Genomic DNA, 25,667 nt, shown 5'->3' with positions numbered 1-25,667 from the left:
CCTCACACGAAGTCCGCCAACACACCCACGTCGCGCACTGCCTGACGCAGGCGCTTATCGCGCGTCCATAGCGACACGCCGGGGTTACGACAGCACTCGCCAGAAGTGCCACATCAACAGCACTGAGGCCCCTGCCCCATAGGTGCCGCTCCTCAACAAGATGCCGCACGCCTTGGTCGTCGACGTTGCGAACGATCATGAGGCGCTCAAGCGCTTTCAAAAAGATCGAGCGGTTCTTGAGATTCCCCAACGCGAGTTCCGTGATGACACTCTGATGCACGCACACCTGATCGCGCTCGAGCAGATCGACCAGAACAGGCCACACCCGCGTCGACCCACGCGGCTACAAGTCCTTCGGCAAGTGCCTGTCCCGCAAGATCGTCTGCGGCGACTGCGGACGGCCGTTCGGCCGCAAGACCTGGCACTCGGGCACCCCGAACCGGGTCGACGTGTGGGAGTGTCCGACGAACTACGTCAAGCGCGGCACCTGCACCACCAGCCACCTCTACCAGGAGGTGCTGCTGGTGAAGATGGCCGAGGCGTTGCAGGTGCTCGCTGGGCGCAACAGCACGGCGGTTGATCAGGCCGTGGACAGCCTGCAGTCAACGGGTGCGCGGCGACGTCCGTCGACGCTCCGTGCCGCGATCGAGAAGCTCCTGACCGAATCGCCGACGCAGCTTGCGTTCCACATCCCGGACTTCCTTGCGGTGCTGGAGGGCGGGTGCACGCTCACCGATGGCAGGCTCGGATTCGTGTTCATTACCAGCGAGGCCGTCACCCTCGTCCTCCCGCAACGCTGGAGTCCCGTGATGCGCCCAGGCGAACTCGCAGCTACAGGGCGTTGCTGACCGGGCTGGCGAAGGCTTTCAGGTCTTCCCACGAGTCGGCACGGGCGGTGTCTTGCTCGTAGGCGATCAGATAGCCCCAGTGTTGACCGGCGTAGGCATCCTCAGCCACCAACCGGCGCACCAACGCCTCGGCAGCCTTACGCTTGGCCTGCACCCTGGCGTCATCGCGGCCGCGCTCGTCCTTGCCTTCGATGATCCAATGCACCCCGTTGGTGTCCAAGGCTACGAAGTCGGGGAAGTAGCGGTCTTTCGCGTTGTAGTACACGAACGCCTGGTCTTGCGGATGCAGGCGATGCCACCACACGATCCCCGGCGACGTGTTGAGCAGGCGAGCAAGCTGGTATTCGCCGGTGAAGGAGTCGAAGGATTCCTCGGCGAATAGCGACTTGAACCAGCCGCCGTAGACCCGGCCTCGCACGAACTGGGCACGGCTCTCGATCTGGTCATGTACCTTCTCACCTAACGGGAGCGTGTAGCCGGTGCCTGGCATCTGCTTGGGCTGTATGGTCGGCACCTCGCGGGTGGCTCGCAGTGTCTCGGTTGTGTAGTTCTTGATCAGCGTTAGGAGTTCGGCGCGGGCGGAGTCGAGGGATTTGACGGTCCAGCCGGTGAACGTCACGGCGCGCATGAACTTCGGCACCAGGAACGTGGCGACGTAGCGTGCGGTCTGTTCGGTTTTGGGCACCAGCGACATGTTGATCACCAGTTTGACCAGCGCCTCCTCGGCATCGGCGTTGTCGACGTGGACGGAGTCGACTTCGGCGCTTTCTCGATCCTCTGTCCGGAGTTTCTTGCCTAGGGCGGCGATGATCTCTTTGCGCAGCAGCACGTCCCCGGCAGAGGTAACCCGACGGGCCGCTTGCTCGATCACGGCGTCACTGATTTCGGACAGGCCAATGGGCGGCTGCTGCACCGTCATCGTCGTCACCGGGAATCGGTAGGACACGTCAGCAAAGCTCGGGTTCCGTCCGATCGAAACCAACTCCCAGGTGAGCTCATCCTCCTGCTCGGTGATGGTACGAACCCCGACACCGGGCAAACCCGCACCCGGGGAATCACTGCCGCCGACGGGAACGGTGCCCGGATGCGGTTCCACACCACCGGTGCTAGCACCGCTGGTACCAGCACCAGGCCACGGAATAGTCGTAGTCGATGCTTGACCGCCGGTCGAGTCTGTGCCTGTATCCGAGTTGGATTGTTCGGCGGCTTTGCGGATCGCCTCCTCAACCTTGGCCTTGTCGGGTTCGGGGACAGCTTCGTCCAATCCGAACTGCTGCAGCACGTTCTCGGCGTTCAACAATTCGGCGAAGGACTGGTGAGCGATGATATCGAGCTGGTCGATCTGCCACACGCCCGTGTACTTCCCGAACGGCAAACGCAGGCCACGTCCCATGGTCTGCTGGGTCAACACCTCCGAGGCCATCGCCCGCAGCGTGACCACGACGGCGATGTTCTTGACGTCCCAGCCTTCCTTGAGCTTGTTCACGCTAACCACTGCCAGCACAAGCGATTCGGGCTGATCCAATTCGTCGAGGCGGCGTTGGGTCAACTCATCCTCGTGCTTGGAGTCCACCTGCAGCACAGCCGATTCTCGGCCGAGGTACTCCGGCGTGCGCAACAGCTCAGCAACCTGGGTGGCGTGCTCCACATCGGAGCAGACCACGAAAGCGACCGCGTTCACATGCTCGCGGTTCTGGGAAGCCGTGTACGAGTCGTAGTAGGCCTGCTTGATCGCACGTAGCTGCAGAGCGTCCCGCAACTGTTGCTCTTCGGAGGCTTCATCGGTGCCATATCCATTCTTGCGGAACGCCAACACCGGGGCCTTGACGTACTTGTCCTGGATGGCGCGGTAGAGCGGGTACTCGTAAATGACGTGATCGGTGGTCTTGTCCACCGCCGCGGTCAACCCGATCGCCGCTGCTGGGTCGAGTTCCTTCAACGCTGCATTGAACGCGACCGCGCTGGACCCGTACAGGTGGGATTCGTCGGCGATCACAACCAGATCATCGAGGTTCTTCAGGTAGTCAAAGAGCACGCCGGCGTTCTCATCGAACCGGCGGGGCTTACGGCGCATCGCGTCCTGGGGACCACCGTGGGTGTCACCCTCGGCTTCCTTCGGCGCGATGAGCTGCTGAATGTTGAAGATAAACGCCAGCATTGGCACTTCACGGCCGAACGCGAGTCGGGCCGGGCCGTTCTGCCGGGCGATCCACGCCGAGTAGTCCTGTGGGGTCACCACCTCGGGCGGCACCGCCGCGCCGGTGATGTAGCGGGGCGTGCCGGGCGTGAAATTCTGCACGGTCTTGGCCTGCACCGTCTTGCCTGGGGTGACGATCACGACGTTGCCAACTCCTTGGCGGCGCAGATACTCCACAAACGCCGCCATCAAGTAGGTCTTGCCCACGCCCGTAGCAAGGTTGAGCACCTGCATCACGGTCGGGTCATAGTCACCGTCGAGAGTGAAGACCAGCTGGCGCAGTGCTTCCTTGTTCGGAGCACGCAAGTCGAGCTCGGCACTGATCGACTCCAGCATGTCCGAGTCAAAACTGATGTTGAGCCTGTTCGCCATCATTGGTCACCACCTTCGCTGTACCGAAACACATCATCGGGCAATGCGACCACCCGCGACCCCTTCACCAGTTTGCGCAGATGCTGGCGCACACCGTCTATCACCGTGGTGGCGGCCAGCACGATTGTCTCGCCGGGCTGGATTTGGGAAGCAAGCCAGTCAACGATCTCGGTCGTGGCGACACCCTCCACCACCTTCAACAAGGCATTGCCACGGCGGGCATCAAAAATATAGTCATCATCCGGGTGCAACAGTGTGAACCCGAGGTTGGCAGCCACCGACTCGATCAGGGTCTGTCCGGTCGCGGCCGCCGTCAGCATCACCCTGTCCAATTCAGGGGCGTAGTCGAAGCACGCAGGCGACAGATGGGCGACCTGGAAGCCGCCGCCACCACGCCAGTTCAGCACTTCCTTCGTGCGCCTGGTCTTCGAGGCAGCCTTCAGTGTCTTCACCTCGACGCTCTTCTTTAATTCCGGGTCGTCCTTGATCAGCTTGTTGAGCACGCTCGTGAATTTCGCGGCGTCCTCCGGCGAGACACCATCAGGCAGCCCGTCTTCCGTAGCGTCGACTCGTTCGCCCTTCGTCCGGGTTATCCCTCCCGGGTCTTGATCGTTGAGCACCTTCTCCAGGCGAGGGCGCGTGAACGTCGTAAACGTCGACTCCAACAACTCACACGTCACCCAACGCCGCCCCATCTTCTGCGCCACCGCCGCCGTCGTCCCGGAACCAGCAAACACGTCCAGGACGATGTCGCCAGGGTTTGATCCGGTGTGAATAATGCGCTCAAGGAGGCGCTCAGGTTTCGGTGTGTCAAAAGGGGTAAGAATCGGAAACAGAGCCTTCAGTTCGGACTTGGCCGCGCGATTGTGGCCTACGTCCTTGTTTTCCCACCACGTTCGAGGATTATTTCCATCGGTGGGGATATACGCCTTACGACCGATTCCTCCCGTTGATCGGATCAGGATCTCGGGCAGTGGCTCGCCCGAAGTTCGCCGTGCCGCGACCCGTTCACGTGCTTCATTGAGCGAGACATCTAGGACGAGCGCGCACACGTCATCGGACGCCTTCTCGCGAGGGCTCCCTCGTTGGAGGCACGCCATTCTGCGTTATGCAGGTTCTCCAACCGGTACGGCACCCATCCCTGTAAGCCGGCGAGAATGCGCTGTTGCGAGTACCTCCAACTGGCGCCTTTGGGTGGACGCATCATCTCCCCGGTCAAAGGATTCTGAATCGCGTAACACATACCACCAGAGCCATCTCCGTGATTACCGGATGGATTGTCATCCCACCAAGGCCCAAGAGGATCATTGTCCGGATTGGAAAATCGGGCGTTGTCAGCCGCTGTGCGCAGTGCCTTATTTGGCTCGAATGCCTCGCTGCGCCGGTAGACGATGACGAAATTCTGGTCAACCGAAAATCCCAAACCACGCCGCGGAGAGTCGGCCTTTTGCCAAACAACCTCTGCCTGAAAATTCTCCGCACCGAAGACCTCATCCATAAGGAGTCGCATCCGGTGCACTTCCACATCATCAAGATGCACCCAGATCGAACCGTCGTCGGTAAGCAGCTTCTTCATGTGCAGCAGCCGGTCGCGCATCATCGTCAGCCAGATAGAGTGCTCTAGGTTGTCCTCGTAACTGGCAAATGTTTGCGCGGTGTTAAACGGCGGATCAATGTAGATCAGCTTCACCTGCCCCACATACTTCTTGGCCAGTTCGGGCACTCTAGTGAGGGCCTCTAGGACGTCGCCGGATTCGCCGAGGATGAGCAGATTGTCGTCCTGAGGTTCCAGATCGGCGCGCTCGGAGTAGGCAAACTCATCCGACTTCTCCGTTTGGGTGCCTTGCACGTAGTCGTCCAGCACGAGGGTGTGGGTTTCGCAGTAACGCGGATCAGAGGGGTCAACCCACGTGTAGCCGTACTTGCCGGTCTCGGTGGGGATGAGAGCCTTGTCCTTGTTGTATCAGGTGAGCTGCAGGCGTTGAGCGGTCATCTAGTCGGTTACTCCCTTCATATCGGTGGGGACGACCTCGCAGATGTCGGCGACGTCGCAGTCGAGAGCTTCGCAGATGCGGGCAAGGACGTCGGTCGTGACGTTGCCGCCGCGTCCGAGTTTGGACAGGGTGGCTGGACTGATGCCTGCACGTTCTTGAAGTTGGGTTTTGTTCATATCGCGGTCGATGAGGAGTTTCCAGAGGGGCGTGTAGCTGAAGGCGCGGTTAGTTGTCATCTGTTCCCTCCAGATCGATCAGGTCTTCGTCCTGGGCATCGAGCAGGAAGCCGTAGCGTGCTTCTCCTTCGCGTTTCGTGAATACGATGAGATTGCATCGGTCCTTTAGCGGTTCTATGTCGGGCATGAACTTGGTGTTGTCAGCGATGATCATCTGACCGCCGTCTTGTTCGAGGGCGAGGTAGTCGTAGAGGGCAGCGGGGATGGTTTCACGGGCTTCTTGAAGCTCGGGGTCGAGCTGTGGATCGTCGAGCCCCAGTAGTGGGGTGTCGATGATAAGCAGGCCGGGGTTGTGTGTGGCGTCCTCGGAGGCGAGGTATTCCCGGAGGGCGAGCATGACAGCGGTGTTGACGAACGACCGGTAGCCCTGCCCTTCCTTCGCTTTTGTTTTGCCGTTGATGACAGCATCGAACAGTTCGTGCGAGAATTGGGCATCTTTGAGTCTGGGGAACACGCAGGCTCCAAGGACGTCGAGCAGGTTGGTGCCCATCTGCGACCAGAACGTTTTCGGGTATTCGTCGAGCGGATTGAAGTTGCCCTTGGGGAATGTGCGATTCTTGCGTTCTTCAAGTTCGTCTTCGATGGCTTGTTTGCGTTCGAGGTGCTGTTCTCTTTCTGCCTGCATGGCGATGATCGCGTTGTGACTGGCAAGCGAAGTCGAGAGGGCTTGCAGTTGCGGCTCTAACTCGCCGCTAATGCGCCGGGCAATGTGCTCGGCTTCTGCGGCGAAATCCTGCTCTTGTTCTTGCAGTGGTGCCTGTTCAACATCCATCTGATGGATCGTTTGACGAAGATCGTTGAGTCGGGCAGCTAGGTCGTGGCGTTCACGCAGATCGGGCTCTGGAACTGCGGATCGCGCTTCCGGCGGTAGTGCCTGCGTGCATACGGGGCAGGTTGTTGCCGGTTCCCTGTGTGCGGTGAGGGCGTGGCCTTCCTCGACGAAATCGAACCGCTCGATGCGGGCACGGTAGGAGGCGGCAAGTTCCTCGTATCGGTTCCGCAGACTGCGGGATTCCGCCAGCGAGTCACGCACCTGTTGGAGGCGTGCGACGATGTCTTGCCCCTGCACGGTGGCGTGTGTGATGCGTTGCTGGACACGTTCCAGTTCTGCGGTCAGCTCATCGATGCGCTGCTGGATCTCTGCTGGGTCGCTGCTACCGAGTGCTTTGTCGATCAACTCGATTCGTTCTTCAAGCTGTTTGGGTAGCGGCTCGAGGTAGTCGATGATCGCGTTGTTACGCAATTTCCTCGTTTCGACAGACTCATCACGAGCGTAGGCGGCATAGTCCTTGCCGGTGATCAGTGACGCTAGGGCGCATTTGAACGCGGGCTGTGCGGTGGCCTGAAGAGGGAGAAGGATTTGTTTCTTGGTGCTGATCCGGTCTTCATCCGCGTACAGCGCATGCCAGAAGGTACGCCACGTCAACGCCTGGGTTTCAAGGTTTTGGTTCTTGATGATTTTCAGGTTTTCAGGGGCGTCGTAGCCGATGAGTTTGAGCCACACCGAGCTGAGCAGCGGGGAACGGCCAGACGATTGACGTTTGTAGACTCCAGACTCAATTCGTGGGTCTGTGCTGGAGACCTCGATGTTATTGGCTCCCTCACCGATGGAGCGCGATAACGTGAGTGAGCCCTGCGCGGTGCGCACCCCCATACGCACCTCGGTGTAGCCGGAGTTTTCGTCGAGGACGAACTCGTCAGCTTTCAGCCCGAATACGTAGTCGATGCACTGAAGCACCCAGGACTTGCCGGAGTTAGACGGTCCGTAGATGACGTTGAGTCCAGATTCGAAACCAACGCTGGAGTCCCGCCGAGTGGGGTGCCCGGCCACGGTGATGCTGCTGATCCAGAAGCCAGGTGTCATCGCGTTTCTCCTTCCGGGGTCGCTGACCTGATGATCTGAGCCAGCTCGCTCGTGCTCAGGTCGCCAACCCGCTCGATCGTCTCCAACGCGGTGTCGAACAACTGACCGGCGTATCGGGAGCGGAAATGGTTGACGACTGATTCACCCTCAGCGGTAATCGTGAAGGCCGCCGGAGAACGATCTGGCTGTAGTGTCACGAATCCTTGGATCGCCAAATGCTGGAGAGCTTGGGTCATCAGGACTGTGCGCGTGTGGAGTTCCGCGCTGGCCAGTCGGTGGGTGCCGTTGAGGCTCTCTGCCCCGACCCCGAAGGTGTGGGCGTTGACGGTGATGGTGTCTAGGGCACCCAGGTAGTCGGCATCCGCTGCATCTCCGAGCAGGAACAGCAAGATAAGCCCGCGCAGTTCAGCTTCGAAACTTGTGTCTAGGGACGTGGCGCGCATCAATTTACCCATCCCAGCCGCTTCCGGGCGACCAGTTCGTGGCAGGAACCTTTCCGGCTCCACACGTCGATCAGGTCAATGATCTGGTCGAGCCGGACACCGTCGAGTTGGACTGCGGCTGCTTGAGCCAGTGTCGCGAAGAGACGTTCGAGTCCGTTGGGGTACTGACGCAAGTTGGTGTCGGAGACTCCCGCGTGCATCGTTTCCAGGAAATCGTCAAACAATGGCCGCCCATCGTGGATGCAGTTCCACGATGTTTCTCGTACCCATTCGGCACGGTAGAACGCTTTGCGCTGTTCTTGGAAGTGTTGAACCAGACGCGACGGGATGTCGTCCAGCTGCACCTCAACGCCGGTACGGGCTTTGTCTTCGCAATACGCGGCCAGGAGCGCCGAAACATACCCCAGCTCAGCAGGCTGAACTGTGTCCGGTGTTGGATGCTTCTGCGGTAACGCGACCGAGCGGTCGCCAAGCCTGAGGCGATTCATCTTCTCGTCAATGTACGGGACGCCAGATCGGTCGGCCTTGTCTGCCAAAGTCAAGGGCTCCGTTACGGCAGCGGTCTCACCGGCAGCTTCGGTGAACACCTTGTAGAACAGCTGGCCTAGACCTTCGGTAACATTGCCCTTGTTGATCGACTCGTCAAGGTCGTGGAGCCGGTCGGCTAGGTCATTGAGTGCCGACTCCTCGTATGCCTGGGAGACGTTGCTGGCGAACCGAAACTGATCCCATCGCCCAGCCAGCTCGCTCGCTAACACAGTAGGCAGCTGGTCAGACCCGTTGGCGTACCCCTTCCACGTCGCCGACTTGCGCATCTCAAGCGCGGTCTTTTCACCGTCGACGGTTCCGCGAGGCACGAGTCCCATGTCGATGAGACCTGCGGTGAACTCGCCAAGGTTACGGGTGCCTTTCATCAGCGGGCGCACCGTCGCCAAAACGGCATGGAAGCTCGACTTATAATCCACCGCACCACCTCTCCATCGCGACCCATCGCTTCCCAGCCGATCAGAAAAACGTCATCGGGGAACCTAGAACCACAAGGGCGAACAGCGAACCTGTGTTCCTTCGATCTTACAAGGCCGCTTCACTCTTGTCGCGTTCATCTTCACGAACGCGTAACCGTGTCGGAGCGAACTGAGGCAGGAGGTGAACAAGGACATGGGTACACGAAACACGAAGCAGACGTCTCGACCGGTCGCCAAGAAGGCGGCCGCACTGCTGCGCGACGGTCGCACCTCGGCCAAGACGAAGTCGGTCGCAGCCTCGGCGCTGGCTCAGGCCAAGCCGCGTAAGGGCAAGTAGCCCTCACGGCTGTTCTGCTGGCCAGACGTCATCCGGCAGGACAGCCCAACCGCTGTGGCGGTCAAAGCCGTACCGGCCACCGGCCGGCCGCCTTCCTCCTACACCCGCATGCGTTTTTCACCCGTATTCGGGAGACCTCCGTTGAGCGCTTGACGGGCACCACCTGTATCCGGGTTCACCCCCGGGTCGGGTTGGTGCCCCTCACTGTTTCCGCTCAACACCACGGCCTCTCGTCGGTTGCCCTCAACGGGGTCTCCCTTCGTAAGAAGGGAAGCCCTCACGTGGCATTCAACAACCAATTCACCGTCCCATACCTGACCCCCAGGGGCAACACCATCGACCTACCCGTCCCGGACCTACCCGACAGCGAGAAACTGCGTGTCCAGCTGCGCGACCCGGCTTCGCGTCCGACGTGGGCTCGCGCCTACCTCGACGACGTGTACGCCGAGTACCGCGAACTGGATAATCGCCGCCGCTCCGACATCTCCGTCGACCAACCCGGCCACGGTGATGACGACGAGCGTGGCGGGCTGGGCGCGGATTACTTCGCCTCGGAAGATCCGGACTTCACCGAGCAGGTCGAGGCCAACCTCGCGGTGGTCGAACTGCTGAGTCCACTGACTGCGACGCAGCGCGAGTACATCGAGCTGCATGTGCTCCACGGCGACTGGTTCACCGAGATCGCCGCCGACAAGACCGGCGCAGGCCAGCCGACCAGTGCCGATGCGGTGCGGAAAGCCGTCTCGCGCGGTCTGGCCCAACTGCGCAAAACACTCACCGAGTCGTAGGCCGTCTGGTTTCGGCGCGTCCCATGCCTGACAGATGCAAGGCACTCCCTTCACCAACCCGGTGATGGGGCGTACCACCACTCACATGGAAGGAAACCCGGATGCCCACCAAGCTCAAGATCAAGATCGCCAAGCACCCCAGCCCGGCTGCCGCACTCGCTGCAAAAGAAATCCACCCCAGCAGGCGGATGCTGCGCGCGATCTTCGGCACCAGACGACCCCAGCACCGCATGGCTGTGCTCCTGCCTGGCTCCGAAGCCTCCACCGTCGAGGTGCGTGTCGCCGACACCGACGACCTGATGGCGCTGGCCGACGTGGCAGGTGTCACCCGTGAGGGCGGTGATAACTGGGCCTGTGTGCAAGTTGTTGACGGTTTGTTTATGCGGCTGTTGCCTGGGCCGCTTGGTGTAGTTCGTATTCGATGGGGGGTTTGCCGCCGAGGCTGGTGTGGATGCGGCGGCGGTTGTAGAAGTCTTCGATCCAGGTGGCGACCCCAGTGCAGACCTGGTCGCGGGTGGTAAAGGAGCGCCGGTAGTAGTACTCGGTTTTGAGGGTGGCCCAAAAGGATTCGGCCATGGCGTTATCCCAGCACACTCCGGCCTGTCCCATCGACACGGTTCCTTGGACGGCGCGCATGTAGGCGGCCAGTTTCTGGGAGGTGAACTGTGTTCCCCGATCAGCGTGGAGCACGATCCCAGTGGGGAAGCTGCCACGGGTGGTGGCGGCCATGTCGAGCGCGGTGATGACCAGAGCGCGTGTTGTGCTGCTCGCCCATGGCGTATCCGAGCACTCGGCGCGAGTGTGCATCGCGCACGGCGCACAGGTAGACCCAGCCTTGGGCGCAGCGCAGGTAGGTAAAGTCCGTGATCCACACCCGGTCCAGGGCGCCTTGGTCCCACTGGCGGGCGCAGTGGTCCTCATGGGCCACCGGACCCCGCCGGCCGCGCCTAGCCGGGCGCGGGTGCGTGTTCAGGCCTGTCAGGCCCTGGCGGCGCATCGACGCGGCGACCGCGCACACACCCACATCCACACCCGCGCGCGCCAGAGCATGGCGGACACATGGAGCCCCATACGTGCCACCGGACACCTCGTGTTCCCAGGCCACCGCCTCATCCAAACGCCTCCGCACCAGCGCGCGCTCGCCCCGCTGGGGTGCACGGTTTTTCCACGCGTAATAGCCCGCGCGCGTGACACCCAAGACCTTGGCCATCACAGTGATCGAGTAGGAAGCCCTTGTGCGCGTCCATCAGCTCAAATCGCTGGTGTTGTAGTGCCCAGAGGCGAAGAAGGCGTTGGCTTTTCCCAAGAACTCGTTCTCCTTCTCCAGCTGGCGCACTCGCCGACGCAAAGCAGTGATCTCAGCTTCCATCTCGCGTGGATCAGGGCGCCCCTGCTGGGCGGCCTGGCACCGCTCGCGCTCGAGTTTGACCCAGCGGCCCACCACCGTTTCACCCAGCCCCCAATCCTGGGCCACAGACGCGATCAAAGCCCCCGTATCCAACATCAAAGACGCAACATCACGACGATACTCCGGCGTCAAACGACGACGAAAAACCATAACAGGCACCTCACTCTCCGCAGGCACACACGCCCGCTTAACGAAGTGTCGACAAGACCAGCCTAAGCCCACAGACAATTAAACACGCCCGAGCATGGCGATACGGTCGAGGTGCATGGGGCGAAACTCGATGCCCTCGAAGACATCATCGAGGCCGCCAACGGCCAAACCGTCCTCGTCTCCTACTGGTACCGACACGACCGCGAACACATCCAGCGTCGCTTCCCACAAGCCCGCGAACTGAAGACGTCGGCGGAAATCGAGGCGTGGAACCGGGGCGACATCCCGCTTGGCCTGATCCACCCCGCTTCCGCTGGGCATGGAGTGAATCTGCAGTCCGGTGGCCACCTGCTCGTGTGGTTCTCACTGACCTGGAGCTTGGAGCTGTATCAGCAGACCAGCGCCCGGCTGTATCGACAAGGACAGGCCGAGTCTGTCACCATCACCCACCTCACCGCCACCGACACCCTCGACCAAGCTGTCCTCAAGGCGCTGGAGGCGAAGGACATGACCCAGGCCGCATTGATCGACGCGGTCGCCACCGAACTCACAACCATAAGCAGGAAGGAGTCGTCATGCATGTGGGCCTGCTGGCGCAAGATTCGTACCGCCTACATCACCGCCCACCCCTTGTGCGAGGACTGCCTCGCGGCTGGCCGGTACACCCCTTCGCAGGAAGTCCAGCACGCCATCCCATTGGAACACGGCGGCACCCATGACCAGGCCAATCTCCGCAGTTTGTGTAAGCCGCGCCACTCCCGCCAGTCGGCGCTCGACGGCGACCGGTGGAGGCAGACCCCGAGGGTCTACACCTACTGAAATCTGCGCCACGTCGCGCCGAGGTTGCGAAACCTCAAAGATGTGCACCTCGGTGCTGATCGGCAGACACGGGGGAACCTGGCGGCGCTGGCGAGGGGAGGGTTGGGGCCTCTCGATCTCTACGACGCTCGGACAGGTCAGCGGGCGGGGCCAACCGTGTGCAAAGTCCCCGAATCAAACAGGGTATTAACACTTCGGGCTTCGTCGGCATTACCAGTGAGGGATGAAACTCGCGAAGTTTCGCTCTGCCCGTCCGGATTCGGGTTTCCCGGTGACGTACAGGTGAGGTAAAAACTCGGAGCTTCTCATCTGGTGTTCTGGATCCCTCCGTGGCAGATGTTCGCCTGCCTCGAGTTAACAACTGATTTCTGAAGGAGGAATCATGGCAGATCAAATGGTGCTGACAACTCAGCAGTGGCTGAATTCGACTTACGGCAATAAAACTGGGTTCGGCTCAGTCCAAGAAACCGGTAACACTGGCTGGGATACAATCAACGCACTCATCCGCGCTCTGCAAATCGAGCTGGGTATTACAGCGACGGCAAACAATTTCGGTTCTGGAACACAGTCTCGATTCAAGTCTCGTTGGCCAAACGGCATTACTCAAACTTCTGGCTACGACAATATTCATGGAATTATTCAAGGAGCCTTGTGGTGCAAGGGATATCGAGCCGAATACGGTGGCATCACTCTTGAGTTTACCGACCACGTGGCCGACTCTATTCGCCAGATGAAAGTCGATATTGGCCTTGGCGATACGAGCGCAACGGTCGATGTTGAACTAATGATGGCGCTTCTGTCAATGAAACAGTTCCGGTTACTCTCTGCCTACGGCGGCAAGCCAGCTATTCGTCAGGCGCAGCAAGCAATTAACCGTGGGTACAAGAACTACACAGGGATCATCCCCACTGATGGCTTGTACGGTCGTGAAATGAACACGGCTTTAATCCAGGTCCTCCAAGCAATCGAAGGATACACACCTGCCGAAGCCACCGGGAATTTTGGTGCAGGCACTCGCGCCAAACTACGGACAATTAGTAGCGGCACTAACCAGTGGGTATGGCTAGCCACTGTGAATCTAGTCTGCAACGGCTACTCCATTTTGCCGACCAGCACGTGGAACAGCGGAATCAGCAACACGCTGTGGCAGTTCCAGCAAGCACACGCCTTGCCAGTGACCGGGGTGGTCGACCCAACCACATGGATGAGCCTGCTCACTTCAAAAGGCGACCCCAATCGGCCATGTGTGGCTTGCGATACGCGCTTTGAGATCACTGACGAGCTTGCTGGACATCTTAAGGCTGATGGTTATCAGATCGTAGGCCGCTATCTCAGTGAACCCAACCAAAGCAGTAAGTCTGAGGCAGACTATTTCAAGGCGCTCCGGACAGGCGAGCTAGAGCGAATCGTTGGTCATGGGCTGAAGTATTTCCCAATTTTTCAAGAGTACTCAACTGAACTTAAGTACTTTAGTGTCGAAAATGGGCACCGTCATGCGAAAGAGGCCCAATACGCTGCCCAACGACTTGGTGTTCCACCTACAGTGATCTACTTCGCCGTTGACTACGATGCCACGGATCCTCAGGTGACCAGCCACATCCTGCCCTACTTCAAGGCAGTAACGCAAAGCCTCGGCGGCGGCTACCGAGTGGGTATCTACGCCTCACGAAACATCTGCACCCGGATAGCTCAGGCTGGATACGCGGTAGCATCATTCGTCTCTGACATGTCTACCGGATTCTCAGGTAATCTCGGTTTCCCGATCCCCGACAACTGGGTATTTGATCAGTTCCACGAAATCAGTGGATATCGAGGGAAATGGGATCTTGACCGCGTGGCATATTCGGGTCTCATGTCAGCCGATTCGTCGGTGCGCCCCGCGCAGCCAGTGAATTACGACGCTCTAGATTTTCTCGATCTGATCGAAGCGCTTGAGAGCCGGTTCGAGGAATTGCGCGTGGTCTATAAGGACTACGCTTTCGGAGAGGATCCGATCACATCCGGCAGCTACGTTACTTGGGTCAAAGTTCCGACTTGGCGATGTGTCCTGAACTACCTATCAACGGTCTACCTCAAGGGAAGCGCAAAGTGGTCCGCGGCAGCTGAAGCATATCGGGAGACGGACGCGAAAAGGCTGGAAGATGACACTCAAGCGTCCCAGATAATCTCTGCCTTGAATAAGTGGATTCGCTCCGATCGACAAGAATGGACGGACCCCGCAGGTGGTGCAGTAGATATCCCGCATATGAGTGTGACCACCCTGGGCTACATCAACCTCAATCCGCTCGTTCCTGATAAGTGGACGGGATGGGCGGGTGACTTAGCTTCAGCGCTCGGTCCGATTCAAAAGGTTGTTGAACTGAATCCCGGCTCAAACATTATTGCAGTAGCAAGGGCTCTTGTTGGCCAAGGGGATAACTATATGAATCACAGTGGACTTCAAGGTTTGACCATCCCCAATGATCTGCCGAACAGCTGCAACTACTCCGACCTGTGTAGCGACGGGGATGCGATCAAACTGGCTGCGATGCTGAAAGGCTCGGGAGCCGACGACCCCAACCTTCTGTCCCGAACGCTGAGGAGCTACTACAACAATCCAGTTTCGCTATTGCAGCGATTCAAGGCGATCTCTGAGAGTGTTGGTGCAAGCGACGGAGGAACCGCAAAGGACAAGTTCTTTGCAGAAATTGATGGCCCATTGGATGACAGATACGTTGGCCTTCTCACAGACGGTTCCAATGGGGCATACGGCTACTCGGGCGTTGAGCCTAGCGAAGAAACCAAGAGGGCAGCATGTCAAGCTCTAGCTGAATTCATCTACTGAGTTTGTCATCTGCTTCATGGCTGGGGCCAGGCGTAAGATACCTGGCCCCAGCCACTGCGGAATAAAGTGCCCAAGCACCCACGAAGAAGACCAGGTTTTCCTGCCAGTCCCCGACGAAAATCTCGTGTGTGCGAGTACTGCAATAGAACGAGTTCGTGACAACAAGTAGTAATGCTGCTGCCCCGCTTGATAAGAGTCGTATCCACAGTGCCTTCACTCGCGGTTGCGGCCATCGTCGTGGCGGGTCAACTATCAAAAGAACCAGGCCCGCGAGGAAGGTTCCATAAAGCGGAAGAACCATCAAAAGAGTGCCAGCTGCGGAGAGTCCCGCGGCGGGGATATAGAAAATCCCGAAGCAGATTCCTATCCATGTCGTGTAGGTACGGATCGCGTCCCTGATCGTGTGAGCAGGTGTGCCAAATCGGGCGGAGCTGCTCATGAGCATGTGTCCTGCTACTACCGTGAAGACAATCCAACCGAGACCGAAAGACAGGAGCGTCTCACTCCAGTGTTGAGATCCATAGTGGGTGGAAGCAACTGCATCAAACGCGATGAGCATGGTGGCTGCAAATCCTGCACCCAATACTCGGATCAGTAATGCTCGCCAGAGCGGTGGCTCCCATGTTGATGGCCGATCAATGACAAAAAGCAGCAGCCCGGCGAAAGGTGCAAGCCACAATGGAGTGTTCACCGGAGCGACTTCAGCAGTGAAGAGCAGAGAACCGGGCACTACCGCGAAGCCGAGGATGATCCCTACCCAATACACGTAGGTCCGAACGAATAGTTTTAAAGACTCAACCACTCACACCTCCCATGGACTTCAGTACCGATATCATGACGATACTACGGCGAGGAGGCGACCCATGGCCAAAGATGGCACCAACAGGGGCGGACGCTGCGTGCGTGCAAGCGCGAAGCCCGGCCCGCTGGGCGAGAAACTCGCCGCCGGACGCCCCGCCACCCGCCTGGAAGACCCGCTCAACGAACCCTTCGACTTCGCAGGTAATGACATTGGCGACGATGCGGTGCGTGCCGGGGAGACGATGCCCGAACCATCGGACTATCTGTCGGAGATTCAGCGTGACGGCAAACCGCTTGGCGCTGACCTCGTCTATCGGGAGACGTGGCAGTGGCTCGATCAACGTGGCTGTTCCCATTTCGTGGCGCCTCGCTTGATTGAGGCGTATGCGCAGGCGTTTGCCCGGTATGTGCAGTGCGAGCAGGCGATCTCCAAGTTCGGCCTGCTTGGCAAACACCCCACCACCGGTGCTGCCATCGCCAGCCCGTTTGTCGCCATGTCCCAGAGTTTCGGAAAGCAGGCGAATGTGTATTGGTACGAGATTTACGAGATCGTGCGCGCCACCTGCACCACCGACTACGCGGGCACCACGCCCGGCGAAGAGGTGACGGAGCAGCTGCTCAACGCCCGCTACTAACCGCCCCTCATGATCTTCGCGTCCATCCTCTAGTGGGGTGGACGCTTTCTTGTTCCCCTCCGATTCGTGGAAGCGAGTGTGCTTATGTATTCGATTTGTACTGCCGAGTCTGTGTGTGCTGGTCATCCGGACAAGTTGGCCGATCAGATCGCCGACCAGTTCCTCGACGACATCCTCTACGACGACAAGGCCGCACGGGTGGCGGTGGGGGTGATGGCAGCCGGTCGGCGGATCATCGTCACCGGCGAAATCACCACCAACCACCGCCCGCGTATCCGGGAGTCTGTGCGCCCTGCCCTCGCGCGTGCCGGATACAGTCCGCTCGGGATCCTGATCTACGTGTGGACGCGCCGCCAATCGAGCGACATCAACGCCGGGGTCACCACCTCGCTGGAGGCACGCGGTGGTGATAGTTCAGCGTTCGCGTTGCAGGGGGCTGGCGATCAGGGCACGGTCTACGGTTACGCCACCGCCGAGGCCCCTGAACGCCTCCCGCTCCCGCTCGTCCTGGCACATCGCACCTGCGAGCGTCTCGATACTGCCCAGGCCGAGGGGACGATCTGCGGGATCAACCCGGACGGCAAGGCCCAGGTGAGTGTGCGTTATGACGACACCGGTACCCCCGCCGCCGTCGAGACCGTCGGGTCTCGGTGCAGCATGAGGCGGGCAAGGATCTGGCCGTGTTGGAGCGTGAGGTGCGCTCGCTGATTGTGGCCCCGGCCTGCCAGACCTACCTACCCATAGACGAGCACACCGAAATTCTTGTGAATCCGTCGGGTCAGTTCGTTGAGGGCGGGCCGCGAGTCGATACCGGGCTGACGGGCCGGAAGCTCATGGTCGACACCTACGGCGGGCTCGGGTCTCATGGTGGGGGCGCGTTCTCCGGCAAGGACCCATCCAAGGTCGACCGGTCAGCGGCCTACATGGCTCGCCTGATCGCTCATACGATCGTTGACGCCGGGCTGGCCGCTGAGTGCGAGGTGGGCATCTCGTATGCGATTGGGAAGGCTGATCCGGTCGCGTTCGAGGTGGACACGCTCGGCACCGGCGAGTACTCCGACCGCATCTTGACCGCCGCCGCACGTGACGTGTTCGTGCTGCGGCCGGCGGGGATCATCGACGTCCTCAACCTGCGCACACCCCGTTACCGGGATCTCGCGGTCTACGGGCGCGTGGGCCGGGATTGGCCGCGCTGGGAACAAACCTGGCGTTTTGAGCGCGACCTGCGGAAGGCGTGGAGCCCCATGTCAAGTCCTGGGTTTTGTGGAGGCTTGTTTAGGCCGCTTCCTTTCGTGTTGTTGTGTGTTGGTTTTCTGCTTGTTGTGGTGTGATGCCGCCCAGGGCGAGGTGGGGCGGCGAGTGTTGTACCAGTGGACCCAGGCGGGGTTTCGCGTTCGACCTCTCCGATCGCGCCAGGGGCCGGCGTAGCCGGGGCGCGCCTCGTTGTAGATGAGTTCTGCTTTGTACAAGGAGTTCAACGCTTCGGCCAGGGCGTTATCGTAGGAGTCACCGGTCGAACCCACCGACGCTACTGCCTGGCAACGGGCGAGAGCTTGCCCATAGCGCACGTCGCGGTATTGGACGCCTCGGTCGGAGTGGTGCACGAGCCCACGAGTGTCTATATCATCGCGGCGACGTTGGTAGATCGCCATGTTCAACGCGTCCAGGGCCACGTCGGTATGCAGCGAGGACGCAACTTTCCAGCCCAAGATTTTACGCGAGCACACGTCGGTGACGAAGGAGACGTAGACCCAGCCAGCCTGGGTTGGCACGTAGGTGATGTCCGCAACCCACAACTCGTTGAGATCATGGGCCCCGAAATGCCGATTGACCAGGTCCAAGGGGCATGCATGGCGCGGTGCTAAGGCTGACATGGCGGGTCCGACGCCGACTCACGCCACGAATGCCCATACGCCGCATCAGTCTCTCGACCGTGCACCGCGCCACGTGTCCCACGCCCAACTCGTGAGTGTTGAGGAAGGCGTGCATTTTACGCACCCCGAACACACAGTAGTTCTCCTTCCACACCTGCCTCATCACACGCATCAGCGCCTCGTTGCGCACGCTGCGCGCCGACAAGGCACGAGTCCGGGCAGCGCAATAGGCACTGGGAGCAACCCGCACCCCAAACTGGGATAAAGCAGTGCAGATCGGCGCAGCTCCCCACCGATGCCGGTTGGCCTCGATGAAATCGCAGACTAGCGTCCGAGGCGACCTGGCTCCGCCCCGAAAAAAGCCGATGCCGCCTTCAAAATTTCGTTGGCGCGCCATACCTCACGATTCTCAGCTTCCAGCGCTCGGATATGGGCCTCTTGATCACTGATCTCGCCACGCTCATTGCGCCCGCCCTGCTCCACGGCGCGCACCCACGTACGCAGCGCCTCAGGATCGATCCCCAACTGGCCGCTAATGCGCTTAATAGCACCCCTACGCCGCCCGGGATCAGCACGAGCCTCCAACGCCATACGCGTCGCACGCTCACGCAACTCCATCGAATACTGGCGCTGACCAAACATCCCAAACCTTCAATCCGGCCTAAGACACTCTCCACAATACCCGGGACAGCTCAGCCCCTCCATGTCCACTCCGACCGCCAGGTGAGAGGCCCGGTTCTCCACCCTGTGATCGCATCGGACTTTGATGCGGATCGCGTCCAGGTAGATCACCGGGTAGAACGCTTCTAAGGGGCGGTGCTGCCACTCCAAGAGAGGATGTCTGAAGCAGCTGGCGTTCCATGTCCGACCTGCTGGCGTACGCCCTCAAGTCACCTAGCTCCCCCTAGGCGAGCCCCATGATGCCGCGCGCGTAAAAGTCGTCCCACATGGATGTGCGGTGGCCCGGCACGTAGAGCCAGTAGCGCACGGTCTGAACGCCGTCATCCCCGAGAGCTGCTCCCTGCATTGTTACCTCCTTGAGAAGCGCGGTCATAAGTACCGGCTATCCGTCATCATGGCCACACCCTACCACCCGGGTGATCGACGACACGATTCACACTCGCACTCAACCGACAGCAAAGCAGAGCCACGCTCTCGCGCGACCCGACCACAACCTCGCTCAGAGTTCCCCTATCTCACTCAAAGTCTGCCGACACGCCCACGTCGCACGCCGCCTGACGCAGGCGCTTATCGCGTGTCCACAGCGAGACACCGGGGGTTACGACAGCACTTGCCAGGAGTGCCACGTCGACCGCGCTGAGTCCTCTACCCCACAGCCTCCGTTCCTCGACGAGGTGCCGCACGCCTTGGTCGTCGACGTTGCGAACGATCATGAGGCGCTCAAGCGCTTTCAAAAAGATCGAGCGGTTCTTGAGATTCCCCAACGCGAGTTCCGTGATGACACTCTGATGCACGCACACCTGATCGCGCTCGAGCAGATCAACCAGAACCGGCTCACTTTTCCGCAGGTGATCGATCCAGATGTTCGTGTCAACGAGGACTCTCATGCGTGCTCGCGACTCCGAGGCGCAGCCTCCGCCCCCGGATCACTGCCGCCGAGCGCAGCGAGCTGCCGTCCAGTCTCAATGCGGACGAGGAGCTCAACCGCGTCCCTAATCAAAGCGGATCGCTCACTGACCCCTGTCAGCTCCTCGGCGCGCTCAAGCAGGTCATCATCGAGTGTCACTGTGGTTCTCATGCTTACCTCCACCCTCAGCATAGCACCGCAGGCATCATCAGTTGATTCGGATTTTGATGCAGCTTCTAGTCCACCCAGCTCACATAACAGCACAGCCGGGCCACGGCCTCGCGCGACCCGGCCATGGCCTCGTCAGGCTGAGGTGGTTTAGGCGACTTCAACCGTCGCGAGGGGAACGATTCCGCTCAACGTATCCCCCAGCGCATCTTCGGCGCGATCGAGCTCGTAGCGCATCTGCAGGTTCATCCAGAAACCCGGGGTCGTACCAAAGTAGCGGGAGAGACGCATTGCGGTGTCCGCCGTGATTCTCCGCTTCCCATGAACAATTTCATTGATACGGCGGGGCGGAACACCGATAGCGACGGCGAGCTTATGCTGCGTAATTCCGAAGCCCTCGATGAAGTCTTCCATGAGGACTTCACCCGGGTGAATCGGAGCAATTTTAGTGGTAGTCAACGATCTCAACCCCTTCTGGACCAGCATCATCCAGGCCGTCACCCATCACGACTGCGCTTGAAAAGGCACCGCCGTTGAACGGAGCACCCTTTGGTTCTCAACGACCCAGTGCTACCATCCTACTAATCGCATCGGGCTTGGACCGGCGCACTCTACTACGGGGATCCTCGCCATCACGGCGAGGATCCCTTGGTATTCCAAGAGCATCGCACACCTCGCCACGCAGACGGACCTGCTGCTCTCGCCATAAGCAAGCGACCGGGCCACCCTCTCACTCGACCCGGCCACGGCCTCGTCGGAGACCCCTACCTCATTCAATGTCGGCCAACACGCCCACGTCACGTGCGGCCTGACGCAGGCGTTTATCGCGCGTCCACAACAAGACCCCAGGGTCACGACAACGCTTGCCAGGAGCGCCGCATCGACAGCACTCAGTCCCCTGCCCCACAGCCGCCGCTCCTCAAGGAGGTGCCGGACCCCTCGGTAGCCCACGGCATGAACGATCATCAATTTCAGAAAGATCGCCCGATCCCTGAGGTTGCCCAGCGCGAGCTCGGTGATGACACTCTGGTGCACGCACACCTGGTCGCGCTCAAGGAGGTCGACCAGGACCGGCTCAGTTTGCCGCAGGTAATCGATCCAGATATTCGTGTCGACGAGGACTCTCATGCGTGCTCGCGACTCCGGGGCACAGCCTCCGCCACCTGATCGCTACCACCGAGCGCAGCGAGCTGTCGTCCAGTCTCAATGCGAACGAGGAGTTCGACCGCATCCCTGATCAACGCGGATCGTTCACTGATCCCAGTGAGTTCCTCGGCGCGCGCGAGCAACTCGTCGTCAACGTCAATTGTCATCCGCATAGAATCCTCCAGCACCAGGATAGGGCTTGATCTCCATAACGGTTGATGCGCCGTGCAGAGCCTGTCTGCGCGTATTCATTGCCCCCAACAGCAACTCAGTGACACGCCCACACAAGCCGGCCACAGCCTCGTCATGAAGAAAATTCTCGTGACCTCGTATCACTATTTACCACCCGTCAGTGACACATCTCACTTAACGAGATCACAGCGTTTTTTCAACCAACAGGATCCGACAAACCACGGAAGAATGGTCGCGGGGAGCAAAACCAGGGCGATCAGCAGGGCACACAAGCTAATCGCGGTGTCTACAGTGACACGTCACTGACCTGTTGCTTGAGCCGCGCATCACCCAGCGGCCCCCACCTTCGATTCAATGAAAGAGGCTCACATGAGCGACAACAACGAGAACGTTGACCAGGACAAGACCCCCGAGGGTCCCCTCCAGACCGACCACGGCACGACCACCATCGAGGAAAACGTCGTCGCTAAGATCGCCGGCATGGCCGCCCGCCAGGTACCCGGCGTGTACGGCATGGGCAACGCCGTGCGCCGCGCCTTCAGCGCCGTAACTGACCGCATCCCCACCACCCAGACCAACGTCACCGGCGGCATCACCGTACACAAGGGCGAAACCCAGACCGCCATTGATGTCATCGTCGTCGTCGAGTATGGCTACTCCATCATCAACGTCTGCAACGATATTCGCAGCAACATCATCGACCAGATCGAAGGAACCACCGGCCTGGAGGTCGTCGAGGTCAACATCGACGTCACCGACGTCCACCTGCCCGAGGAGGAAATAAACACCTCCGCCTCAACCGATCTGAAGTAGTCGACCTCGACGCCTGGATCTGAGGAATTCTCATGAAGACAACGCACCTGGCTCTCCTGGTGGGCCTGTTCATGGGAGCCGTTCTCGCGTTCGGTTCCTTCGCCAGCTTCGTCCTCGTTGCCCTGTGCGGCGTCGTCGGATGGGTAGTGGGCCTCTATCTGGAGGGCCGGGTCGATGTCCAACGTATCCTCGATTGGCGAAAGAGGTGACGAGCGTGGCCGCGCCTGACTCAGCAGTCACGCAGTCGAAGCCGTCGCGCGAGAAGGAATCCTCCTTGACACAGCGCGGCACCACGACTATTCCGGCCAATGTCGTCGCCCGAATCGCCGCTCAAGCCGCGTTTGAATTTGCCGCCGTCGGCTCGAACGCAGGTGGAGTCCTCGGGATTGGCTCCCGCCGAAACTTCGGGTCTCGGCCCGAGGCCACATGCCAACTCTATGGGCAGCGCGCGATCCTTCATCTGGACCTCGGCCTCGTCTTCCCCACCCCCTTGTCCTCCACTATCGAGGACCTACGCACGCACGTGAGCGGTCGCGTCGAAAAGCTGTGCGGGGTACGCGTCGCCAAGATGTCCATCGACATTTCGTGGCTCAACCCGAGCAATCATGTCAGGAGGAGCCTGAGATGAGAGCACCCGTACCGGCGCTCATTTATCGCCCGACCCGGAGCGCATCTGCCACCGTCTTGGCGCTGCTTCTCCTCATTATCGGGGGACTCGGCACATGGCTGACGGGATACCGCCTCCTCACGGGGTCCTGGCCGCAGCGCACCGTCACCACGCTCAACGCGATCGGCACGGTGTCCTTTAGCTCCATCGCGGCACTTATTGCTGCCGGAATCGCGGCCGCATGCGGCCTGTTGATGCTTGTCGCAGCCCTGTGGCCCGGTCGCCCCAGGCACGTCGCTTTTCTTCCCGACGATATCCCCGGGCAGACGGCACTTCACCGTTCTGACCTGGCAATCCTCGTAAAGAGGCACGTCGAACAGCTCGCCACGATTCGGTCCGCTTCCGCCACCGTGCGCAGGTCACGAGTCGACGTTGTCGTCTTCAGCGACGCGGATGACTTAGACGCCGTGCGCGAAGCCGCGTCCGAGAAGACCGACGAGGCCCTGGAGGTTTTCAACCCCGAGGGCATCACCCGCAGCCGCGTCCGCGCCAGGCGTGTGAGTTGAAGGAGAGCCGATTATGCGTTCAGTTTCTGCCGCTCTCAACAGGGTTCTCCTGGCATTCTTCGGGCTGTTTATCGTCTGCGCGTCCGCATGGTTCTTCGCATCCGGCCTCGACGCCGGCCACCATCTGCCCGGCATTTCCGCGTACCTGGCCGCGACGCACGACCAGATCGGGGCGATTCTCTCGCCTCACGCCCACTGGCTCGTGCCGTGCGGCGTTCTGGCGTCCGTTCTCGCCTTCGTTGTCGGTCTGTTCCTGCTCCTCATGCAGGTGCCGCGCAGGCCTGCGAATTCTCCACTCAGGCTCAGCGGCTCCGATGGCGCTCTGCTGGCTATTCTCTCCCCCGATGTTCTGTCGCAGGCGCTGTCCGAGCGCGTTCAGGACCTTCCCGGGGTCGAGCGCTGCACCGTTTTCGTCACCGGTTCTCCGAGCAAGCTCTGGGTTCAAGCGGACACGAGCATCGCGCCGGACTGCGAGGTCGAGTGGACCGTGACCGAACTCAGGAAGCTGTTGAACGAGGACGTCGCTACGTCTCTGGGGACGCCTCCCAAGCAGGTTGATGTCCTCGTACGCCTGGCGCGCTCGGTGAGTTCAACATCAACATCGAAGGCCGTCACGGGCCAGCCGTCGCCGACAATCACTGGAACAGACACAGGCGCGTGAGACGTGGGGCAGGGCGAGATCGCCTTGCCCCCACGTTTGTCGCGGGCAGGGCACTCACATTCACGAGGCCGGGGCTGAGCCTCTCGTCACGATTCGCCCAAAGTGCAGACCACCTCGCTCCGATGAGGCGTTTTTCGCAACTTTTTGCCGAGGTGGTCTGATCCACGAGACGACGATCGCGGCCGTCACGAGGAAGAGGGAGAACACCCCCTCCATGACGAACAGGATGAGCTGATTCCGCGCGAGAACCCGCATGACGGCGAGGCGGTTGTCCTCGCCCGTGCGCGCCAGGCGCTCCCCCACGCGGTCGGCCGCGCCGATCCCCACCAGAGTGGACAGGCCTTGGATGGCTTCGAGGAACTGGGCGGACAGACGGGCCCGCATCTCGCGCGAAGCCGACGAGTCGTCGCGGACGAAGCGCTGGAAGAGAGCGATCGAGAGGGGGACGAAGGGGATGCAGGCGACGAGGACGAGCGCGGCGACCGGGTTGATGAGCGCCCCGACGACGACGAGGACGAGGAAGGGCGTGGCGACGGCGCCGATGAGTTCGCCGATGTAGGCCTGCCGGTATTCGACGACGCGTTCGACGGAGTCGGTGAGCAGCGAGATCAGGCGCCCGGTCTCCTCGGCGCCGATTCGCGCGGGCCCCAGGCGGAAGGCGTGCTCAAGCAGGGCCCGCCGTATGCGGCGGGCCTCGCGGCTCCGGGAGGCGTCGGTCTCGCGGCCGAGGGCGAGCCTGGCGAGGCAGACGACGAGGATCCACACCGCCGTCAGGATGATCGAGGACTCGTGAAGTCGGGCGCCGACCAGGTGCGCGGCGAGGACGTCGGCGATGCCGATCAGGGCGAGAGCCGCGGCGCAGGCGCGGATCGAGATGAGGAGGGCTTGACGCGCGATCGCCGGGTTCCCGGGGGCGAAGAAGGCGCGCGCCTCCGGGGAGCGTCCCCGAGCCGTCGCCGCTTCGCCCCCGAGAGGGCCGCGTCCTCGGCGTCTCACCGATGCACCTCGGTCATGATCTTCTCGTAGCCGAGAGGGAGATTCGTGCCGGCGACCGCCGAGGCCTCGTTCATCGGCAGGAGCACGATCCGCTTGTTCTTCACGGCGGGGACCTCGGCCAGAGCCGGGTTCGACAGGAGTTCTTGGAAGGGGCCCATGCCCGCTCCCATGAAGTCCTCGACGAAGACGATGTCGGGGGCCGCGCGCACGACGAGTTCGGCGTCGATGGGAGCGGTGGCGGTCAGTCCGGCTTCCTGCGCCGCGTCGGCGCCTCCCGCGCGAATCGCGAGCGCCGGGATGGTGTTCTCGGCGCCCATCGCCCGGCTGCGAAATGAGCGCCCTTCCCCGACGGGGGAACGCATCGAGGAGCCGTCC

31 protein-coding genes and 6 pseudogenes are annotated in these 25,667 nt (G+C 60.9%); 13 read left to right on the top strand and 24 right to left on the bottom strand.

Going from position 1 to position 25,667, the window contains the following annotated elements; translation table 11 throughout:
* Positions 1-2: 2 nt before the first annotated feature.
* Positions 3-325 (bottom strand): annotated as a pseudogene (locus O3932_RS00345) (VapC toxin family PIN domain ribonuclease).
* 40 nt (positions 326-365) lie between these two features.
* Between O3932_RS00345 and O3932_RS00340 the strand changes: the two are divergent.
* The gene (locus tag O3932_RS00340; RefSeq protein ID WP_314736723.1) at positions 366-848 is read left to right on the top strand and encodes a zinc ribbon domain-containing protein; all 483 of its coding nucleotides are present in this window, start codon (positions 366-368) and stop codon (positions 846-848) included.
* Here O3932_RS00340 and O3932_RS00335 read toward each other — a convergent pair.
* From O3932_RS00335 to O3932_RS00305, 7 genes are all read right to left on the bottom strand, one after another.
* Entirely contained in the window at positions 832-3,420 is a 2,589-nt protein-coding gene (locus tag O3932_RS00335) for a DEAD/DEAH box helicase (RefSeq protein ID WP_009647336.1), read from the bottom strand. The genes O3932_RS00340 and O3932_RS00335 overlap by 17 nt on opposite strands.
* Positions 3,417-4,469: a DNA methyltransferase gene (locus O3932_RS00330; protein WP_009647331.1), complete on the bottom strand. Its 1,053-nt coding sequence runs from the start codon at positions 4,467-4,469 to the stop codon at positions 3,417-3,419. Before O3932_RS00330 ends, O3932_RS00335 begins: the two co-directional genes overlap by 4 nt.
* Entirely contained in the window at positions 4,451-5,281 is an 831-nt protein-coding gene (locus O3932_RS00325; RefSeq protein WP_009647333.1) for a site-specific DNA-methyltransferase, read from the bottom strand. The genes O3932_RS00330 and O3932_RS00325 overlap by 19 nt, the downstream gene beginning before the upstream one ends.
* Before the next feature lie 129 nt (positions 5,282-5,410).
* Positions 5,411-5,647: a helix-turn-helix transcriptional regulator gene (locus tag O3932_RS00320; RefSeq protein ID WP_009647326.1), complete on the bottom strand. Its 237-nt coding sequence runs from the start codon at positions 5,645-5,647 to the stop codon at positions 5,411-5,413.
* Positions 5,637-7,511, bottom strand: a complete 1,875-nt coding sequence (locus tag O3932_RS00315; protein ID WP_009647337.1) for an AAA family ATPase — start codon at positions 7,509-7,511, stop codon at positions 5,637-5,639. Before O3932_RS00315 ends, O3932_RS00320 begins: the two co-directional genes overlap by 11 nt.
* The gene (locus O3932_RS00310) at positions 7,508-7,966 is read right to left on the bottom strand and encodes an ABC-three component system middle component 2 (RefSeq protein ID WP_299241237.1); all 459 of its coding nucleotides are present in this window, start codon (positions 7,964-7,966) and stop codon (positions 7,508-7,510) included. Before O3932_RS00310 ends, O3932_RS00315 begins: the two co-directional genes overlap by 4 nt.
* Positions 7,954-8,919, bottom strand: a complete 966-nt coding sequence (locus O3932_RS00305) for an ABC-three component system protein (RefSeq protein WP_009647325.1) — start codon at positions 8,917-8,919, stop codon at positions 7,954-7,956. Before O3932_RS00305 ends, O3932_RS00310 begins: the two co-directional genes overlap by 13 nt.
* A 193-nt stretch (positions 8,920-9,112) precedes the next feature.
* On the opposite strand from O3932_RS00305, the gene O3932_RS00300 reads away from it, so the two are divergent.
* Together O3932_RS00300 and O3932_RS00295 are read left to right on the top strand one after the other, a co-directional pair.
* Positions 9,113-9,256 carry a hypothetical protein gene (locus tag O3932_RS00300; RefSeq protein WP_198002790.1) on the top strand — a complete coding sequence of 48 codons (144 nt, stop codon included), beginning with the start codon at positions 9,113-9,115 and terminating at the stop codon, positions 9,254-9,256.
* Positions 9,257-9,537: 281 nt separating this feature from the next.
* Positions 9,538-10,044, top strand: coding sequence for a hypothetical protein (locus O3932_RS00295; RefSeq protein WP_009647330.1), 507 nt, complete (start codon positions 9,538-9,540; stop codon positions 10,042-10,044).
* A 378-nt stretch (positions 10,045-10,422) separates the two neighbouring features.
* On the opposite strand, the gene O3932_RS00290 is transcribed toward O3932_RS00295, so the two are convergent.
* From O3932_RS00290 to O3932_RS00280, 3 genes are read right to left on the bottom strand one after another with little or no spacing between them, the layout of a single operon-like run.
* Positions 10,423-10,773: an IS3 family transposase gene (locus O3932_RS00290; RefSeq protein WP_051023496.1), complete on the bottom strand. Its 351-nt coding sequence runs from the start codon at positions 10,771-10,773 to the stop codon at positions 10,423-10,425.
* Positions 10,721-11,254, bottom strand: coding sequence for an IS3 family transposase (locus tag O3932_RS00285; RefSeq protein ID WP_371535391.1), 534 nt, complete (start codon positions 11,252-11,254; stop codon positions 10,721-10,723). The genes O3932_RS00290 and O3932_RS00285 overlap by 53 nt, the downstream gene beginning before the upstream one ends.
* A 36-nt stretch (positions 11,255-11,290) precedes the next feature.
* Entirely contained in the window at positions 11,291-11,602 is a 312-nt protein-coding gene (locus tag O3932_RS00280; RefSeq protein WP_009647327.1) for a transposase, read from the bottom strand.
* Positions 11,603-11,695: 93 nt separating this feature from the next.
* Here O3932_RS00280 and O3932_RS00275 point away from each other — a divergent pair.
* From O3932_RS00275 to O3932_RS00265, 3 genes and pseudogenes are all read left to right on the top strand, one after another.
* A pseudogene (locus tag O3932_RS00275) lies at positions 11,696-12,151 on the top strand (ATP-dependent helicase); the annotation flags it as partial.
* A gap of 42 nt (positions 12,152-12,193) precedes the next feature.
* A pseudogene (locus O3932_RS00270) lies at positions 12,194-12,421 on the top strand (HNH endonuclease signature motif containing protein); the annotation flags it as partial.
* Between the two features lie 382 nt (positions 12,422-12,803).
* Positions 12,804-15,245 (top strand): glycoside hydrolase domain-containing protein, encoded by a 2,442-nt coding sequence (locus O3932_RS00265; RefSeq protein ID WP_371535389.1) that lies wholly within the window; start codon positions 12,804-12,806, stop codon positions 15,243-15,245.
* Here O3932_RS00265 and O3932_RS00260 read toward each other — a convergent pair.
* Positions 15,235-16,047: a hypothetical protein gene (locus O3932_RS00260; RefSeq protein ID WP_299239541.1), complete on the bottom strand. Its 813-nt coding sequence runs from the start codon at positions 16,045-16,047 to the stop codon at positions 15,235-15,237. The genes O3932_RS00265 and O3932_RS00260 overlap by 11 nt on opposite strands.
* Before the next feature lie 61 nt (positions 16,048-16,108).
* Here O3932_RS00260 and O3932_RS00255 point away from each other — a divergent pair, with 61 nt between their 5' ends.
* Complete coding sequence (locus tag O3932_RS00255; RefSeq protein WP_009648296.1) at positions 16,109-16,681, top strand: P27 family phage terminase small subunit; 573 nt, start codon at positions 16,109-16,111, stop codon at positions 16,679-16,681.
* Between the two features lie 84 nt (positions 16,682-16,765).
* Positions 16,766-17,916 (top strand): annotated as a pseudogene (metK, locus tag O3932_RS00250) (methionine adenosyltransferase); the annotation flags it as partial.
* 12 nt (positions 17,917-17,928) lie between these two features.
* Here metK and O3932_RS00245 read toward each other — a convergent pair.
* From O3932_RS00245 to O3932_RS00200, 10 genes and pseudogenes are all read right to left on the bottom strand, one after another.
* Positions 17,929-18,555, bottom strand: coding sequence for an IS3 family transposase (locus O3932_RS00245; protein ID WP_366101240.1), 627 nt, complete (start codon positions 18,553-18,555; stop codon positions 17,929-17,931).
* On the bottom strand, positions 18,488-18,727 hold the full coding sequence (locus tag O3932_RS00240) for a transposase (RefSeq protein ID WP_371535661.1): 240 nt from the start codon (positions 18,725-18,727) through the stop codon (positions 18,488-18,490). The genes O3932_RS00245 and O3932_RS00240 overlap by 68 nt, the downstream gene beginning before the upstream one ends.
* A 152-nt stretch (positions 18,728-18,879) precedes the next feature.
* Entirely contained in the window at positions 18,880-19,197 is a 318-nt protein-coding gene (locus O3932_RS00235) for a transposase (protein WP_009648313.1), read from the bottom strand.
* Between the two features lie 51 nt (positions 19,198-19,248).
* Positions 19,249-19,389, bottom strand: a pseudogene (locus tag O3932_RS00230) (transposase); the annotation flags it as partial.
* 70 nt (positions 19,390-19,459) lie between these two features.
* Positions 19,460-19,582, bottom strand: a complete 123-nt coding sequence (locus O3932_RS00225) for a hypothetical protein (RefSeq protein ID WP_009648316.1) — start codon at positions 19,580-19,582, stop codon at positions 19,460-19,462.
* Between the two features lie 169 nt (positions 19,583-19,751).
* On the bottom strand, positions 19,752-20,123 hold the full coding sequence (locus O3932_RS00220) for a type II toxin-antitoxin system VapC family toxin (RefSeq protein ID WP_009648295.1): 372 nt from the start codon (positions 20,121-20,123) through the stop codon (positions 19,752-19,754).
* On the bottom strand, positions 20,120-20,314 hold the full coding sequence (locus O3932_RS00215; protein WP_034505048.1) for a type II toxin-antitoxin system VapB family antitoxin: 195 nt from the start codon (positions 20,312-20,314) through the stop codon (positions 20,120-20,122). The genes O3932_RS00220 and O3932_RS00215 overlap by 4 nt, the downstream gene beginning before the upstream one ends.
* Positions 20,315-20,461: 147 nt before the next feature.
* Positions 20,462-20,797: a HigA family addiction module antitoxin gene (locus tag O3932_RS00210; RefSeq protein ID WP_083836245.1), complete on the bottom strand. Its 336-nt coding sequence runs from the start codon at positions 20,795-20,797 to the stop codon at positions 20,462-20,464.
* Between the two features lie 283 nt (positions 20,798-21,080).
* Positions 21,081-21,439 (bottom strand): annotated as a pseudogene (locus O3932_RS00205) (type II toxin-antitoxin system VapC family toxin).
* Entirely contained in the window at positions 21,436-21,624 is a 189-nt protein-coding gene (locus tag O3932_RS00200) for a type II toxin-antitoxin system VapB family antitoxin (protein ID WP_232204180.1), read from the bottom strand. Before O3932_RS00200 ends, O3932_RS00205 begins: the two are co-directional and overlap by 4 nt.
* A gap of 394 nt (positions 21,625-22,018) precedes the next feature.
* Here O3932_RS00200 and O3932_RS00195 point away from each other — a divergent pair, with 394 nt between their 5' ends.
* From O3932_RS00195 to O3932_RS00175, 5 genes are read left to right on the top strand one after another with little or no spacing between them, the layout of a single operon-like run.
* The gene (locus O3932_RS00195; RefSeq protein WP_009648304.1) at positions 22,019-22,462 is read left to right on the top strand and encodes an Asp23/Gls24 family envelope stress response protein; all 444 of its coding nucleotides are present in this window, start codon (positions 22,019-22,021) and stop codon (positions 22,460-22,462) included.
* A gap of 32 nt (positions 22,463-22,494) precedes the next feature.
* Positions 22,495-22,671, top strand: coding sequence for a hypothetical protein (locus tag O3932_RS00190; RefSeq protein WP_009057414.1), 177 nt, complete (start codon positions 22,495-22,497; stop codon positions 22,669-22,671).
* A gap of 5 nt (positions 22,672-22,676) precedes the next feature.
* Positions 22,677-23,090: a hypothetical protein gene (locus O3932_RS00185; RefSeq protein ID WP_371535385.1), complete on the top strand. Its 414-nt coding sequence runs from the start codon at positions 22,677-22,679 to the stop codon at positions 23,088-23,090.
* A complete protein-coding gene (locus O3932_RS00180; RefSeq protein ID WP_371535382.1) occupies positions 23,087-23,635 on the top strand; it encodes a DUF6286 domain-containing protein in 549 nt (182 codons plus the stop codon). The genes O3932_RS00185 and O3932_RS00180 overlap by 4 nt, the downstream gene beginning before the upstream one ends.
* Before the next feature lie 13 nt (positions 23,636-23,648).
* Complete coding sequence (locus tag O3932_RS00175) at positions 23,649-24,296, top strand: hypothetical protein (protein WP_371535379.1); 648 nt, start codon at positions 23,649-23,651, stop codon at positions 24,294-24,296.
* A gap of 60 nt (positions 24,297-24,356) precedes the next feature.
* On the opposite strand, the gene O3932_RS00170 is transcribed toward O3932_RS00175, so the two are convergent.
* The gene (locus O3932_RS00170) at positions 24,357-25,292 is read right to left on the bottom strand and encodes an ABC transporter transmembrane domain-containing protein (RefSeq protein WP_371535377.1); all 936 of its coding nucleotides are present in this window, start codon (positions 25,290-25,292) and stop codon (positions 24,357-24,359) included.
* Positions 25,289-25,609, bottom strand: coding sequence for an ABC transporter substrate-binding protein (locus tag O3932_RS00165; protein WP_296505077.1), 321 nt, complete (start codon positions 25,607-25,609; stop codon positions 25,289-25,291). Before O3932_RS00165 ends, O3932_RS00170 begins: the two co-directional genes overlap by 4 nt.
* Positions 25,610-25,667: the final 58 nt, after the last annotated feature.

This window comes from Pauljensenia sp. 20925_1_25, assembly GCF_041433955.1.
Classification (GTDB): Bacteria; Actinomycetota; Actinomycetes; order Actinomycetales; family Actinomycetaceae; genus Pauljensenia.
The sequence above is the reverse complement of the archived record's forward strand: the minus strand, read 5'-3'. Positions and strand labels throughout refer to the sequence as shown.